Source organism: Candidatus Goldiibacteriota bacterium HGW-Goldbacteria-1 (assembly GCA_002839855.1).
Taxonomy (GTDB): domain Bacteria; phylum Oederibacteriota; class PGYV01; order PGYV01; family PGYV01; genus PGYV01.
This window is the reverse complement of record PGYV01000006.1, coordinates 163,689-179,810: the sequence shown is the minus strand read 5'-3', so window position 1 is coordinate 179,810 and position 16,122 is coordinate 163,689. Positions and strand designations below refer to the sequence as shown.

At 42.5% G+C, this 16,122-nt stretch carries 13 protein-coding genes and 1 pseudogene; 5 read left to right on the top strand and 9 right to left on the bottom strand.

The window, feature by feature from the left end; translation table 11 throughout:
- Positions 1 to 595 precede the first annotated feature (595 nt).
- Positions 596 to 1,147: a hypothetical protein gene (locus CVV21_08110; GenBank protein PKL91536.1), complete on the bottom strand. Its 552-nt coding sequence runs from the start codon at positions 1,145 to 1,147 to the stop codon at positions 596 to 598.
- 43 nt (positions 1,148 to 1,190) lie between these two features.
- Here CVV21_08110 and CVV21_08105 point away from each other — a divergent pair, with 43 nt between their 5' ends.
- From CVV21_08105 to CVV21_08085, 5 genes are all read left to right on the top strand, one after another.
- Positions 1,191 to 1,583, top strand: a complete 393-nt coding sequence (locus CVV21_08105; protein PKL91535.1) for a hypothetical protein — start codon at positions 1,191 to 1,193, stop codon at positions 1,581 to 1,583.
- A gap of 172 nt (positions 1,584 to 1,755) precedes the next feature.
- On the top strand, positions 1,756 to 2,190 hold the full coding sequence (locus CVV21_08100; GenBank protein PKL91534.1) for a hypothetical protein: 435 nt from the start codon (positions 1,756 to 1,758) through the stop codon (positions 2,188 to 2,190).
- A gap of 386 nt (positions 2,191 to 2,576) precedes the next feature.
- Positions 2,577 to 4,985: a 5-methyltetrahydrofolate--homocysteine methyltransferase gene (locus tag CVV21_08095; protein PKL91533.1), complete on the top strand. Its 2,409-nt coding sequence runs from the start codon at positions 2,577 to 2,579 to the stop codon at positions 4,983 to 4,985.
- Positions 4,986 to 5,016: 31 nt separating this feature from the next.
- Complete coding sequence (locus CVV21_08090) at positions 5,017 to 5,763, top strand: hypothetical protein (protein ID PKL91532.1); 747 nt, start codon at positions 5,017 to 5,019, stop codon at positions 5,761 to 5,763.
- Between the two features lie 344 nt (positions 5,764 to 6,107).
- Positions 6,108 to 6,956, top strand: coding sequence for a hypothetical protein (locus CVV21_08085; protein PKL91531.1), 849 nt, complete (start codon positions 6,108 to 6,110; stop codon positions 6,954 to 6,956).
- A 924-nt stretch (positions 6,957 to 7,880) separates the two neighbouring features.
- Here the strand turns inward: CVV21_08085 and CVV21_08080 are convergent.
- The 8 genes and pseudogenes from CVV21_08080 to CVV21_08045 form a co-directional block, all read right to left on the bottom strand.
- Positions 7,881 to 8,069, bottom strand: a pseudogene (locus CVV21_08080) (hypothetical protein).
- 3 nt (positions 8,070 to 8,072) lie between these two features.
- Positions 8,073 to 8,738, bottom strand: a complete 666-nt coding sequence (locus CVV21_08075; protein PKL91530.1) for a hypothetical protein — start codon at positions 8,736 to 8,738, stop codon at positions 8,073 to 8,075.
- Positions 8,731 to 10,056: a hypothetical protein gene (locus CVV21_08070; protein PKL91529.1), complete on the bottom strand. Its 1,326-nt coding sequence runs from the start codon at positions 10,054 to 10,056 to the stop codon at positions 8,731 to 8,733. Before CVV21_08070 ends, CVV21_08075 begins: the two co-directional genes overlap by 8 nt.
- A gap of 2 nt (positions 10,057 to 10,058) precedes the next feature.
- The gene (locus tag CVV21_08065; protein ID PKL91528.1) at positions 10,059 to 11,402 is read right to left on the bottom strand and encodes a hypothetical protein; all 1,344 of its coding nucleotides are present in this window, start codon (positions 11,400 to 11,402) and stop codon (positions 10,059 to 10,061) included.
- Between the two features lie 2 nt (positions 11,403 to 11,404).
- Positions 11,405 to 12,673 carry a hypothetical protein gene (locus tag CVV21_08060; protein PKL91527.1) on the bottom strand — a complete coding sequence of 423 codons (1,269 nt, stop codon included), beginning with the start codon at positions 12,671 to 12,673 and terminating at the stop codon, positions 11,405 to 11,407.
- Positions 12,674 to 12,738: 65 nt separating this feature from the next.
- A complete protein-coding gene (locus tag CVV21_08055) occupies positions 12,739 to 13,665 on the bottom strand; it encodes a hypothetical protein (protein PKL91526.1) in 927 nt (308 codons plus the stop codon).
- Positions 13,666 to 13,722: 57 nt separating this feature from the next.
- Complete coding sequence (locus CVV21_08050) at positions 13,723 to 14,229, bottom strand: hypothetical protein (GenBank protein PKL91525.1); 507 nt, start codon at positions 14,227 to 14,229, stop codon at positions 13,723 to 13,725.
- 34 nt (positions 14,230 to 14,263) lie between these two features.
- Positions 14,264 to 16,111: a hypothetical protein gene (locus CVV21_08045; protein PKL91524.1), complete on the bottom strand. Its 1,848-nt coding sequence runs from the start codon at positions 16,109 to 16,111 to the stop codon at positions 14,264 to 14,266.
- Between the last annotated feature and the right edge of the window lie 11 nt (positions 16,112 to 16,122).

The following is a 16,122-nucleotide window of genomic DNA, read 5'->3' as shown; positions in this document are numbered from 1 at the left end:
CAGGTACTGAGACAGTAACAGAAACGATAACTCCAACGACCACGGTGACTATAACTGAAACGGGTACCGAGACAGTAACTGAAACGGGCACAGAAACGATAACTCCAACGACCACGGCGACTGTAACTGAAACCACTACCGAGACTGTAACTGAAACAGCCACAGAAACGATAACTCCAACGATCACGGTGACTATAACTGAAACGGGTACCGAGACAGTAAGCGAGACGACTACCGAGACAGTAACCGAAACGACTACCGAGACAGTAACTGAAACGGCTAGCGAAACAGTAACTGAAACAGGCAGCGAGACAGTAACTGAAACGGCTACCGAGACAGTAACTGAAACGGCTACCGAGACAGTAACTGAAACGGCTACCGAGACAGTAACTGAAACGGCTACTAAGACAGCAACAGAAACAATAACTCCAACGACCACTGAGACTGTAACTGAAACCACTACTGAGACAGTAACTGAAACGACAACTCCGACGACCAGTCAAACGCCCACTGCGACAGTAACTGAAACGGCTACCGAGACAGGTACTGAGACAGCTACTTCAACGATCACTCAAACGACCACTGCGACAGTAACTCAAACAGTAACTGAAACAATAACTACAACGACCACTGCAACGATAACAGAGACAGGTACTACGACAGTAACAGAAACTGCTACTTCTACGGTAACCGAGACTGCAACCGAGACTGTAACAGAAACGGTAACGGAAATTGCCACAGCAACAACAACCCAAACTTCATCTGAAACGGTTACCGGAACGGTGACTGCGACAGTAACAGAAACTATCACTGAAACGGGTACTGCAACAACCACGGAAACCGCAACGGAAACAATTACTGAAACTGTAACTGAAATAGCTACTGAAACAGCCACAGAAACAGCCACAGAAACAGCAACTGAAACGGCAACTGAAACGGCAACTGAAACGGGCACTGCGACGGTTACTGAAACCTCATCGGAAACAGTAACAGCAACAGCCACAGCCACAGAAACAATTACTGAAACCCCGAAAGAGACTATTACCGAAACAATTACCCGAACAATAACAAATACTATTACAAAGACGGTGACAGCAACCATTATAATAACTGAAACTAATACTGCAACAGCTGTTGAAACTGTCACAAATACCGCAACAGAGGTAATAAGCCAAACACCATCTTTAACCGTGACAGAAACAATAACAGAGACAACAACTCCCGTCAGTACGTCAACTGTTACGGCAACGCAAACTGTGAATAACAATGTAAGCCTTGGGTTTGTAGATGGCGGAAATACGGTGATATATCCAAACCCGTCGGGCAATGAGGGTGTTACATTCAGATTTTCGCTGACTAAAAGCGCGGAAATAATAAAAATAAGAATTTATAGTATGGCATACAGGCTTGTAAAAGAAACGGAAATACAAAAACATTGTTTTGCGGGAAGCAATGATGTAAAAATGGCGCCGGACTTTACGTCAAAATTTGCAAATGGTATCTATTATTATGTGGTCTTTGTAACGGATAACAAAGGGAATCAGATTAAATCAGATATAGGGGTAATGGTTAAAATGCGTTAGGCGCAGAAGTTTTTTCGGCTTCACCTGCACCTGTATAGACAGAGATGTCACTGTATCAATACCGGCAAGATACTAAAAATAAAGGTATTGCTTGTTATTTGGCAGAATAGTGTTAGAATTGCATACTGAAATTAACTGATTTTTGTAATTAAAATTCAAGGAGGAAACAGAAATGAAAAGATTTTTTATTGTCTTGTTAGCGTTTGTTTTTGCAGTATCAATGGCAGTTGCGTCAGAAAAGAAAGCAGAAGAAAAGGGCAACAATGCCAAATCAGCAGCGGCAAAGGTTGAAGGCGTAAGCAATTCAGTTGCGGCTGCAGTTGAAGCTGTTGGTAATTCTATGGACGCGAAAGCAACAGCATTGGCAAAAAAAGCGGCTAAGATTGCAGAAAAAGCAGCTAAAAAAGTAGAAAAAGAAGCAAAAAAGGCAGCTAAGAAAGCAGAAAAAGAAGCGAAAAAGGCGGCAAAGATAGCAGAAAAAGAGGCAAAGAAAGCCGGAAAGAACTTGAAATCAGTTGAAGCAAAGATTGAAGACGCAGGAAATTCAATAGCTGCACAGGCAGAGAAAGTGAAAGAAGACGTTAAAAAGAAGATGAAAGACAAATAATGATTCTTTCGAATAATTAAATAAGCATTGTTACAAGGCCCGGGCTTATTGCCCGGGCCTTTTTTTTAGAGAAATGAAGTACGGGGAAATGTATATATGCGAAAACTAATCGTGTTTGGGTATTTTTTTTGTCCGGGTGTTTAAATGTTTGGCAGACGCGGGTCTTTAGCCCGCGGTAGTTGATTTTTAAGTCCGTACCCTAAACAGACATCTGCCACAGTTACATATCCAAACTTCGAAAAAAAGCCGGACAGCGCGGGAGCACCGTCCCTACAAGAACAAAAACTGAACAAATCCCCCTTTATAAAAACTTGTATGCGGGCGGGGCGATATGATATCATTAAAAAACGCCGTATAATTTTATGATTAAACAACGTGGTGAGAAGATGACAAAAAAACAGTTTAAAAAGCTTGTGGAAAAAAGAGTCCTTATACTTGACGGGTCAAGCGGTGTGGCGCTGCAGAAACGCGGTATGCCCGCGGGTGTCTGCCCGGAAAAATGGGCGCTTGAAAATCCAGATGTCCTGTCAGGGCTGCAGAATGAATACGCAGCAGCGGGTTCTGATATCATTTATACTTTTACTTTTGGCGGCAATCCCGTAAAACTTGAAGAATACGGACTTAAGGGGCAGACCTTTGAAATAAACAGGGACCTTGCGCTTTTGTCAAAAAAAGCCGCGGGAAATCATGCTCTTATAGCAGGGGACATTGCACCTACGGGGCATTTCCCAAAACCATTTGGCGACATCCCGTTTGAAGAAATGGTAAATATTTTTAAGGAACAGGTTAAAGGGCTTCTTGCGGGCGGTGTGGACCTTTTTGCAATAGAAACAATGATGGACATTCAGGAAGCGCGCGCCGCGGTATTGGCGGTTCAGGAAAGCTGCAGCCTTCCTATAATGGTTTCAATGACATTTGATAAAGACGGCAGGACGCTTACAGGTACAGACCCGTTAACAGCGCTTATAACACTGCAGGCAATGAATATTGACGCGTTTGGGGCAAACTGTTCCACCGGCCCAAAAGAGATGCTTGAAGTAATTAAAGCTTTAAAACCATACTCTAAAATACCGCTTCTGGCCAAACCAAATGCCGGGCTGCCAAAATTAAAAGACGGCAAAACTGTATTTGAAATGGTAGCGGGTGAATTCTGTACTTTTGCCGCGCCTTTTGTAAACGCGGGAATTAATCTGTTAGGCGGCTGCTGCGGCACATCGCCGGAGTACATAGAGAAAACAGCTAAAGAAATCAGTAAAATAAAAAACACGGGTTTTAAAAATAATTCTGTAAGTTTCAGCGCTGTGACATCGGCAAGAAAAACCGTATTTATCGGCAGTGATTACCCGCTTACAGTAATAGGCGAGCGTATAAATCCTACAGGCAAGAAGCAGCTTCAGGCGGAATTAAAAGAAGGAAAAACAGCCGAAGTAAGGCGCTTTGCCGAAGAGCAGGCAGCCGGCGGAGCCGGGATTCTTGACGTAAACGCGGGCATGGCCGGAATTGATGAAAAAGCCGTAATGATAAAAATAATAGAGTTATTAAGCAATCAGTCTGAACTTCCGCTTTGTATAGATTCATCATCACCGGAAGTTGTGGAAGCCGCGTTAAGGGCTTATCCCGGCAGGGCGCTTATTAATTCCATTTCGGGAGAGTCCAAAAAAATAGAAAAACTTCTGCCTGTCGCGGCTAAATACGGCGCCATGTTTATTTTACTGCCCCTTGATGACAAGGGCATTCCGGCAGACTCGGGCAGCAGGATAAGTGTTGTACAGAGGGTATTTAAACAGGCAAAAAAATATGGATACACAGAAAAGGATATAATAATAGACGGCCTTGTAATGACGGTATCGTCTGACCAGAAAGCCGCTAAAGTAACGCTTGACGTAATCGAAAAAGCGTCCGCGCTTGGTTTTAACACAACCTGCGGTCTGTCAAATGTGTCGTTTGGTCTGCCTGAACGCGGCTATGTAAACGCGGCTTTTCTTGCAATGGCGGTTAACAGCGGGCTTACCACGGTTATTGCCAACCCTTCAGCGGAACTTTTAATGCAGATTAAAGCGGCGTCAGATGTCTTAAACGCCACCGACACCAACAGCGCGCTTTACATAGAGAAGTTTGGCAATGCAGTAAAACCCGATTCCAAAGCGGCGCAGGTTAGCGGCAAATCTAACGAAGAGCAGATTTACGAAGCGGTTGTAAAAGGGAATAAAGAGAAAATAACCGGGCTTATAAATTCAGCGGTGGCTGGTAATATTGCCCCGTCAAAAATAGTGGATGATATTTTAATTCCGGCAATTAACCACGTTGGGAATCTGTTTGAGAAAAAACAGTATTTTCTTCCGCAGTTAATACAAAGCGCGGAGGCCATGAAAGCCGCTTTTGCCATACTTGAACCTCTGCTTAAAAAAAGTGAAACGGAAGGGTCGCAGAAAAAAGTGGTAATGGCAACGGTTAAAGGCGACATCCACGATATAGGTAAAAATATAGTATCTTTGATGCTGAAGAATTATGGGTTTCAGGTGTTTGACCTTGGCAAAGATGTGTCTGCTGAAGAGATAGTTAAAAAAGCAAAAGAAACAGGGGCGCAGGTTATTGGTTTGTCCGCGCTTATGACCACCACAATGATAGAAATGAAACCGGTTATTGACCTTGCAAAAAAAGAGGGCCTTAACGCCAGGTTCATTATAGGCGGAGCGGTTGTAGACCAGGCGTATGCCGATGAAATAGGGGCGGACGGTTATTCAAAGGACGCTTACGAAGCCGTAAAACTTGCCCGGAAGCTTACTGAAAAGTAAACTTTCAACTTAAAAAATAAGGAGAATTATAATGCCGTATATTGCTTATCAGGGACAAAGGGTATTTTATAAAGCCAAAGGAAAAGGGGAACACCTGCTTATTCTTCATGGTAATACAGTATCAAGCGCGATGATGGGCGGGGAATATAAGCATTACAGGCGCGTGTACAGGACGTTTATGTTTGACTATCCGGGGCACGGCAAGTCTGACCCGGTTAAGCAGTTTCCGGATGATTTCTGGCGTGAAATGGCAAAGTGCGCGGTTTCAGTATGCGCCGCGCTTGGCGTGCAGAAGACGTATGTGATTGGCACGGAAGGCGGAGCAATGGTGGCGCTTAATATGGCGATAGAAGCGCCGGGGCTTGTTAAAAAAGTAATCGCGGACAGTTTTCTGGGGGAGAGTATGAAATTAGATGAGGCGGAAAAACTTATTGCTGACAGAAATGAAGCCATCCGCGGAAAGTACTGGTACGCCTGGTTTCTACAGCACAGTTTCAGGTATAAAAAAGTTATGCAGATGGACAATGATATGCTGCTTAGATTTGCAAAATCAGGCAGAAAATATGTTCCCGCAGGCCTTGAAAAAATTCAATGCCCGGTATTGTTCACCGGAGCAAAGGATAATCCTTTAATTAAAAGCCTGGATGAAAAAATACACACGGCGCTGGCAAAAAACCCGCTTTTTGAATCAAAGATATACCTTTCAGGCGGGCATATGACCGTTGTTTCAAAGAAACACGAATTCAGGCATATGGCCCAGGACTGGTTTGATAAGTAGAAGCAAGGAGTAGAGTTTTTATATATTAAATAAGACACAGGGGACATGAAAATGAAAGATAAGGGTGCTTTACCTCCGAAAACAGAATTGAATTATTGCAAATCTTGCAACGGTTCAGAAAAGCGGAGTTTTTAATATATTTATCTAAAATTCTCACCTAATCTCAACTTGCAACTCTGCGATGAAGTGAGGGAGGGCGGCGGGGGATAGTTATCTTTTGTGAAAAAATACCTCCTTTTTCCTACGATTAATTTAGTATTTGTTCTGGTTATTGTTTCGGCAATAGTTAAACTTTTTATGATATAATCATTTTAAGGTAATTAATAAAAAAAAAGAGGGTTTTTATGCCCAATGATTTTCATACTATAGCCGTCGTATCCAAACTGTTTTCCAATAATTTTGTCCATGAAATACTTCACGGCATAGAGCCGCACCTGTTTAAAGGGCCTTATGAAGTTAATTATTATCCCACCACAGGCAGGACAGATTTTGAAAACGACATCTTAAAAACAATCTTATTAGAACGCAGGGCAGATGCCATGATATCCATAAGTGTGCCAATGGAAAGCGACCTGCTTGAATCATATAAAAATGCAGGCATTCCCGTTGTATTTATTGAAGAAACGGTGGAAGGCGGGCACACTGTTAAGGTGGATAATGTAAAAGGGTCTTATATGGCGGTTGAACACCTTATAAAGCAGGGAAGAAAGAAAATCGGCATTATCTCCGGCGAGTTTCTTGATAAAAGGACAAACGCCAATGTGGTGGAACGCCTTATAGGTTACAGAAAAGCAATGGAAGACTATGAACTTGAATTTGACCAGAAAATGGTTAAGCACGTGGCTTATTATGAGTTTGATGAAGGTGTACAGCGGACCAAAGAGTTTATGGCCGAATATAAAGATCTTGATGCAATATTTTGTGCAGCCGGCGACCTTGTCGCAATGGGCGCTATAGAGGCGATTCAACAGGCAGGGCTGGACGTTCCAAAGGATGTCGCGGTGGTAGGGTACGATGACATCAACGTTTCGGAATTTACAAAGCCGGCTTTAACCACGGTAAAACAGCCCCTTGAAAAACTTGGCTCTGAAGCTTTTGAACTTGCCGTCAGGTGCATAAACGGGCAGGTTGGAAAAGACGAATCCCGCCTTATAATCCTTGACCCCAAATTTATCATAAGGCAGTCGGCGTAGAGCTAAAGTTACAGCTGACAAGTTACAGCTGACAAGTTACAGCTGACAAGTTACAGCTGACAAGTTACAGCTGACAAGTTACAGGTTTTAAAGACACGCATATACCAAATCTAAACCAACCTTTCAAGTATCTGATTTTCGTTCTGGTAGCCGCACCCTTTAGGGTGCGTGGTTTAGATTTGTTTTTAGCAGGGGAATCGTTTTTGCGCGTCCCGTGCATTTTGTGTTTTTACTTCCACTACCGCGGGCTGAAGACCCGCGTCTACCAAATCTAAACCGAGCTTCCGAGCGTCTTTGTTTTATTTATGGGATATGGGTTATAATAGTCTATGGGTTAGGCATTATTCCTCCGTCCCTCTGTGTATCCGACCATCCGTCCCTCAATTTTTACGGGCTGTCCCTGCCAGGCTTGCTCCAACCGAACCCTTTAGGGTGCGTGGTTTAAGATTTTAGCTGTCCCTGCTTCTTACGCTCGTGAACTCGTTTCATCGCAGGGATTTCCGCTCGCAGGCTAGCTTCAACCGCGCCTTAAAAGACGCGCCTACCAAGGCAAGGGCAAACCACCAAAAGGTCTAAACCGAGATGCCGAGCTGCCAACCCTCCGAGCTGCTGTAGTAGGGGGATGTGAATAACTTATTTCCTCCGAATCACACCGGCGTGCGAATTTAATCAGAAAATTTCATTAGAAGTTTTGCGCGCTATAATATATAATAACAAACCTATAAAACGCCAATAAAAGCAGAGAGATTAAAAACAATAACAGTAATACAATAACGTGCGGTACAGGAGGTTTTATCAAAATTGTTAGTTAACATAAGATACATTATGCGACGTTGTGAATATTTGTTTTTTATGTGGAAAACCTGTGCGTTTGTTTCGTGATTTTTGCCATGATTCGCTTGAATTGTTTAGTATTTCTACTTGTAACTTGTAACCTGTAACCTGTAACCTGTAACCTGTAACCTGTAACTTGTAACCTGTAACCTGTAACTTGTAACTTGTAACCTGTAACCTGTAACCTGTAACCTGTAGTAACTTGTAACCTGTAACCTGTAACCTGTAACCTGTAACCTGTAACCTGTAACCTGTAACCTGTAACCTGTAACCTGTCAGCTGTTACTTATCTTTAATCAAATCCTGCGATATTTGCCCTTTTCTGCGTATTTCCCCCAATTCCTGTATCTGTGTGTCAATTTCACCTATAAATGCTCCGGAAATGGCTTTTAAGGCGGTATTTTTAGCTTTTAGACGGGATATCATGGCATCTATGTCGTTTATAACCAGACTCTGCCTGGTATATATGGTCTTAAGCAGTTCGGCCTTATCAGAGCCGTTTTTAAGGCTTATGCTGGCCTGGTCCAGAAACTGGTATGCCGCAAGTCGTTCAAATTCCAGTTTGTCGCCGTAATTTATTGCGGCTACAAGGCTGTCTGTAATCTCTGAAGGATTTTTTAAGGATTCATACAGGCCGGCCCTTTGGCTAAGGATATCCAGCTTAACCTGATCGCTTTGATGGTTTAAACTGTTTATTTCATTTATAAGCCGGCTGCGCTGCTGGACCGTGCGTTCGCGCCGGTTTCTGTCGGCAAAATTCCATAAAGATGCCTTTGCCGGATTCATCCTTAAGGTGTTCAGGATTCTTTCTTTTTCTGCAATTGTTACAAGCAGCTCCTGATGTTTTTTAACTGATTCAGATGCCAAATCGGTTAAAACCGCATCGGCCGGTAAAGCCTGCCATAAAGTTAAAATTGTAATTAGTACAAAAATAGATTTTTTAATCACCGGTTTTCTCCGTGATTGAATATTTTTGAATTTTATACTGCAGTGTCGTCCTGCTTATCTGAAGTTCTTTTGATGCTTTTGTCTGGTTGTAATTATTGTTTTTCAGCGAGGCTTCAATAATCTTTTTTTCAAAGGCCTCCACTATATTTTCAAGTCCGCCGTTTCCCGGTGATTCCGCCTCTGCGGCCGGTTTTCCAAGGGCATCTGTGATGTTAAGTTCGCTGCCCGTGGACAGTATTACCGCGCGTTCAATTATATTCTGCAGTTCCCTTACGTTGCCGGGCCAGCTGTATGCTAAAAGCGCGTTTTTGCCCGCCGTGTTAATCGTAAAACTGCCGCGTCTTGACGCAAATGTCTCCGCAAGAGGCTGTATATCCCCTTTTCTTTCCCTTAAAGGCGGTATGTTAATCGGGAAAACATTTACCCTGTAAAACAGGTCTTCCCGAAACTCCCCTTTTTTTATCAGCTCTTCAAGGTTTCTGTTTGTGGCGCACAAAACCCTTGCGTTTGTGGATAATGATTTACTGCCGCCCACGCGTTCATAAGTTTTATTTTCAAGTACGCGCAGCAGCTTAACCTGAATGTCGGGCGGAATGTCGCCAAGTTCGTCAAGAAAAAGCGTCCCGTCCTGTGCTGTTTCTATCCTTCCTTTTCTAAGCTTGTCAGCGCCCGTAAACGCGCCTTTTTCGTGGCCGAACAGCTCTGACTCTATGACGCCTTTGGCATACGCGGCGCAGTGGACAGGCACAAAAGGCCCTTTTCTGCCGCTTAATTTATGTATGGTGTACGCGATAAGTTCTTTGCCCGTACCGGTTTCCCCTGTAATAAGCACCGTGACGTCGTTTGCGGCTATTTTTGAAATGCCGGTTTTTATAGAATTTATTTCCGGGCTTGTCCCGGCTATTTCGCCAAAGGCGCTGTCCTGCTGGCTTACATATAAGTTCTTGTCTTCTTTAAGTTTTTTAATTTTAAGAAGATTTTCTGTTTTTATTTCAAGTTCTTCAAGCGAAAACGGCTTGGGAACGTATTCATCGGCGCCGGCTTTCATAGCTTCTATGGCGCTGTTTATGGAAGAAAAAGCGGTCATTACTATTACAGGGGAATCCGGGCTTAGTGTTTTAAATTTTTTAAGCAGTTCAATTCCGGTAATGCCGGGAAGTTTTATGTCTGTAATAAGAATATCAAATCCATTGTCGCTAAGCGCGGTTAAAGCTTTCTCCGCGGAATCAAAAGCCGATACTTCATACCTGTCCGACAGCGCGGTTTCCACTGATTCGCGTATGTTTTTTTCGTCTTCTACAAGAAGCACCCTGTTCATCGTTAACCCTTTTTCTGCCCTATTGTGATTATAAATACGTTAAGGCCGTTTTCTGATTTGTATTGAATTTTGCCGCCGTGTTTTTCAATTATATTTTTTGTAATGGCAAGGCCGATTCCCATGCCGCCGGGCTTTGTGGTAAAAAACGGAATGAATATTTTTTCCGCCGCATCTGCGTCAATTAACTGCGCGTTATTGGTTATGGTAATTGTGCGCGCGGGCTCATTATATGTCAGTTTAACCGACAAAGCGCCTGCTTCATAGCTGTTCTTGACAATGTTTTTTACCGCCCGTTCCATAAGAAGAGTATCTATGTTTATAGAGGCTGTCCTGGGGTTTATGTGAATTTCCACATCCGGATACTGGTCTGTTATAAGCGCCATAAAATCAAGCGCCGGAATCTCCTCTCGCATTACGTCTTCTTCTTTAGCGAAATGTATAAAGCGGTCGGTAATGTTATTTAATCTCATTATCTCTTCGCGGATTTTTTCCGCCAGTTTAACGCTGTTTTTTTCCTGTCCCGGCCTTTGTATAAGCTCTGCCAGTGCGTGAATTGCGGCGGCCGGGTTTTTAATCTCATGCGCCAGCCCCATGGCGGTTATCTGAATCTCTTTAAAACGGGTTTCCTGTGATTCTTTCAGAGCCTGAACCATGTTATTTATACCCTGCTGCAGATAGGTGATTTCATCAAATCCGGAAGGTATTAAAGGGTTTTCAGCGCCGGACGAAATCTGTTCCATCGCGGTAACGGTCTGCCCTATCCTTTTTGTGACAAAGTAAGAGAATATAAAAGCCAAAATCATTGAAACAAGAAGCAATAATGCCACTATGGTAAGCTGTGATTTTTTAATATTTGTAAAAGCCTGAAGGGACTCCCCTTTCTGTTCAAGGGTTATGGTGCCGTAAGTTTTTCCGTTTCTTGAATAGTTATGGTAATATTTTTTTATGGGTACGCCGTTGTCAAAAAAAGTGACGGAATATTGCGACCCCATTGCCGTAATGTAACTGTCTAAAAGCGGCTGTGATTGTGATGTGGAAGCGCTTATACCGCCATTAATGCCGAATAAGGTGATATCGGTTTTCCAAAGTTCGGCCTGCTTTTTAAGGGCATCCATAAAATCTGAATATATACCGGTTGAAGCGTAATCTTTTGAAAGTGAAAAAATTATGGGGTCTGTGAATGAATCAATGTGCTGCGCGACCGCTTTTAACCTGCTGTCTGTTTCCGCGTCAAGGATGTTTTTAAAAGCGGTGTTCACAAAAAGGTTAAGCAGAAAAACGTTAATAAGCAGTATTGCCGCGAAGCCGGAAAAAATTTCCCATTTAAGCAGTTTTTTATGCTTCATTTTTAGAAACTGACGGAAGAACCAATTCCTGCGGTGAAATAGCTGTAATTGTACAGGCCAAAGGTTTCATACTGCATGTTGGAATTATAATCCGTAAATGAGGCTTTCGCTGAAACTTCCCACCATTCAAATATTAAATGTTTAAGGTCAAGCGATACTGTATAGTTGTTGTCTTTCTGAAGGTCGGGCTTATATAAGCCCTCTAAATCCTTTGCGTAACGGGTGTTGTAGTTAACTGCTTCCACCATTAAGGCAATAACGGCTGTTGTGGTCTGGCCTTTAAATAACAGGTCCGGGATGCCGTAGTGAATGGTGAAGTTAAGCGTGTGCCCCATGTAATTGTAATAATTTTTAATGTACTTGTCGTCTTCGGGTTCTGTGGTTCCAAGCTGGTCGTAATAATTCTGGTTGGTCAGTTTTACCGTAAGCCCGTATCCAAAAGATACCCCGCTGTAGTCATCAGCGTAATAAGGAATTTCAAGGGTTAAGCGGGAATACTTATCAACCCTGCGTTCATCGGACAGCACTCCGTCAAGGTAAATGATTTTCTGTTCCGTATAAGGCGTGTATTCGTATGAAAATTCAAAGTTTGTAAACCAGTTGGAACTTCCCCATTTGATGTTATCAGAGGCATAAATGTTGTATGAAAGGCTGTCTTTTTCTTTTGTATAAGTGTTGGGGTTGGAATTATTACCGATAAGCTCCTGAACGTCCGGGTCTGATATAAGTGTTGAATAATTAGGAAAACGCCTGTCGGTGTATTTAAACCCGGCTGCAATTTCATTGCCCATATCCCCGATGTCAAAGATATTGATATTTTCAAAGTAGAACCCTTTATCTGCATAATCGTAAAGCCCTTTGCCAACAACTTCATCCTGAGTCTGTTGTGAAAAGTCCTTTCTGTAAAAGCCGCGCAGCCTTAATTCCCATGCGCCGGGGTTAATTTCATAGTTAACACCGTAAGAGATGTAAGCATCCAGCCACTGTGAAAACAGAAAACGCTCATCGTCTATGTTCAGGGGCTGGGCTGTAGAGGCGTAATTTAAAGTTACAGTGGGTATAAACCAGAGCTGCGGCAATAAATCCGTGTTTACCATAAAAGAACCTGCGGCATCAACAGCGCCGCTTAGTTTTTTCTGAAGTTCCTCATCAACGGAGGTATAAGGATAAGCAATATTGGCGTTAAGGTCAAGCGCGGGCGTAAATTCCCAAGCAAAAATACCGGTTATAATTAACAGTAAAAAACATAATGATAAAAATAATTTCTTCACAAAAAGGCCTCCCCTAAATATTTTTTATGGAGTAATTATAACCTTATAAACTGATAATTTCAATTTTAAAATTTGTGTGTGGCCGACAAAGAGATATATAAGTTATTCCCTGTGGAATTGTCCGAATACCGCAGAAAACTGTATTCGGGGCGGATTTCCACGGACATATCCTCTGAAAACTGATATCCCGCTTTTACATCTGCCGAATATGAATGGAAGATATAATGCCCTGCCTCGGGGATGTGATATTCTTTAAATGATAACTTAAGGGCAAGCGAGACAGGGTTAAATTTCTTTTTTAAAGAAGCATAAATCGTGTATTTTTTAAACGAAACGGCGGCATCAACGCTTGCAGCCTCCGCGGAGGTATTTAAAGTTGCCCCGGCAGCGTCATAAACAGCTGACGGATTTATTGAATAAAACACATAATTTCCGGATATTCCGGCTGTAAGATCATCTTCAAAATAATATGATGCAGACAGTTCGGGGGCCGCAGTTGTGTAAGATACGTAGTTTTTTTGTGAATCAGCCCTTCTTCCGGTGTAATATTCGTTTAACACGGGATAACTTACGGTATCAACCGCAAAAGACGCGCCCGGTGTTATTTCAAGGGAATCAAATAATAACGAGGGTAAAAGAGAAACGCTGTGTGATATAAGTCCCACCGGATAACTTACTTCTTCTGCTGCTGTTTCTGTTGCCGAAGAGTAATAGGTGCTGCCGGTATAAAATGTATAACTGCCTAAAAGTGAAAAAATATCATTTATGGGGGTGTAGTAAGAGGCGCCCGCCGAGAACGCGTTTGTATCAACTGATGAAAATGAATAAAGTGCTGTTATCATAAACGCGCTGTCTTCAATTTCCGCGTAAATATCCGCTGAAATTCCTTTTGTCCCTGATGTGTTAAAAAATATTTCTGCCGTAAAATCTGAAGGCAGGGCAAAAGCGGGAATAAAAAAAATAAATATTAAAGGCAGTAATGTTTTTCTCAAAAGCAGGCTCCTATAAATTAAAAAGGGCCGCTTTTAAGCGGCCCTTTTTAACTGAATTTATCTTTTTCCTGACCCTGATTTTGCCCTTTCCTGTGTTCTTTCCTGAACCCTTTCTTTTGCCTGTTCTTTCTGTGTTTCGGACATATTCTTATTCATTTTCTGTGATTTGTTTTTGTTCATTTCTTTATTGCCGCTGCCGTCCTGATTGCCGGCTCTTTCCTGTTTCATTTTCCTTGCCCTTTCGCGTGCCTGAATTTTCTGTTCTTCATTTAAGCCTTCCCATTTTGCTTTAACTTTTTTGGCGGCTTTTGCTTTCTGTTCGCCGTTCATTTTCTGCCACTTTGCGTTTGTCTTTTCTTTTGCTTTAAGTTTCTTTTCTTCTGACATATTCTTCCATTTTGCCTGCGTTTCTTCCATTACCTGTTCCTGCTGCTGCGGGTCAAGTGTTTCAAATGCCTGTTCCTGTGCCGCTGTCTGTATCGGCTGTGTTGTCTGTTCTGCCGCGATAAGCTGAGTGCCTGACAAAAGCAATCCTGTTACAAGTGCGAAAATAATCTTTTTCATTTCTTCCTCCTTCTACCCCGTTTAAGGGAAAATCTTAGTTGTTAGGGTTTAACATTGTCCACCAAAGCAGTTTGGAAACTATGTCTATATCCTGACCGTTAAATTCTGATGATGTAAGGTTAAGTTCCACGTTGGTGAATTTAAGGATATCCGCAAAATCCCTTAAGCCGCCGTTCCACTGCTGAATTGTTCCATAATCGTTTATTAAATACAGTTCTGTCTTTAACCAGCTGCCGTCGTTGTATCTTTTTGTCTGAACCCACTTAAGGTCGGCATTAACCGCTTTGTCGGGGGGATTGGTAAAGGCAATATATTTATTATCTGTTGTTACAACAACATTGGTATAAGCGTAAGGATCTCCGGTTGCTTTCCATGCGGCATACTCTATATCGTTTTTTCCTTCTAGCGGGAGAACAATGTCGCCCGTAAAGGTCTTGTCATCCGCCATTTTTATCCATTTGTATTCCATCGGAAGCAAGTTCTGCCATAATTTGGTCCTGTCAGCGATATATTTCTGATGTTCTTTTATGTCGCCGTCAATCCACAGTGCTGTTTCGTATTCCGGAAGAATCCATAAGTTAGAATCAGCGCCTAATCGTTTGGGCTGAGCAAACAAAAAGTCATCATCAGCATTTCCTGAATATACCATTTCATAACCGTTTCCGCCCAGTACTGCTTCCTGATATCCGTATTTTAATATTGTTTCAACGCGGTGTTCGGTATTTGATATAACGACGCGTTCCTGTGTCCTGTAGAACTTTGGCATATCAATAGAAACCCACGCTTTCTGCCACGCTGAAGAGGGTATTATTTTTGGGAGAGGCGTGTTAAACATATTCATAGCGCGAAGGTAATCTACCCTGTCATCCCTTAATGTGATTGAAAGCAGGTCCACCTGGTTTGGCGCGGGCCTGAAAACGTATTCTTCTATCCTTACCCTTCTGCCTTTAACATCTGTCATATTTTTGCCAAGGTGAAGGTCGGCTTTCATCTCGTTGTTAACAAACCTTAAATCTTCCCATGAATGTTTTAACGCGGAGTTCATTTCGCCGCGCAGTTTGTTTTTAAAGTGTTTCTGTATACGTGCCTGTGCTTTTCTGGTGTCCTCGGTATCTTTTCCGCCGAGGGTCAGTTTAGTTTCGGCTTTGCCCTCTGTCTTGCCTTCTTTTTGAAGTTTCTTCTTTATCATATACTGAATAACGCCATCGCCGTTTTCCTGTTTTAACTGCCTTATAACTTTTATTTCTTCCCTCATAGAATCAAACCTGCGTTCAAATTTCCACATGGAGCTTAAATCTGACGGAGAAGACGGCCTTAAAGCGCCCCTGTTTAATTTTGATTCTTTTCCTTTTCCTACCATTATTCTATTATTATTTCCCTGCGCGAAAAAAGCCACAAGCCCTTCGTTTACCCCAAGCGAAGCGCCGTTGTCATCCGCGTCTATCGCAAGTTCTGTCCCTTTTACGGCAGCGACTGCCATTTTAGTATGAATTTCAAATGTGGAATCTGCGTCGCGAAGTTTATCAACAACGGCAAGAAGGCGGCCCTTTAGAAGGTTAAAAACCGTTACTGCTGATTTGTCTCTTTTAAGTTCGGTTAATTTAAGTTCGGCATTGGACTCAAGGCGAACCATTGTGGCGTCGTCAAAGGTGATTTCAATGTAGCTGTCAGAAAGCGTCTTTATTGACGAGCCTTCAAAAACAGGCATACTTATAGACGCGTTAGCCCGTTTTTTAGCGTCCGGCGCTGTTACGTAAGCCTCTCCGCCGTAATCGGATACCACGGCTATTGAGTGAATAATTGAAGCCGCATTTAAGTTTAAGGACGCAAATACCAGGCAGATTACCGCTAAAAGTGTTTTTGTTATGGTTTTCATTTTCATTACCTCCTAAT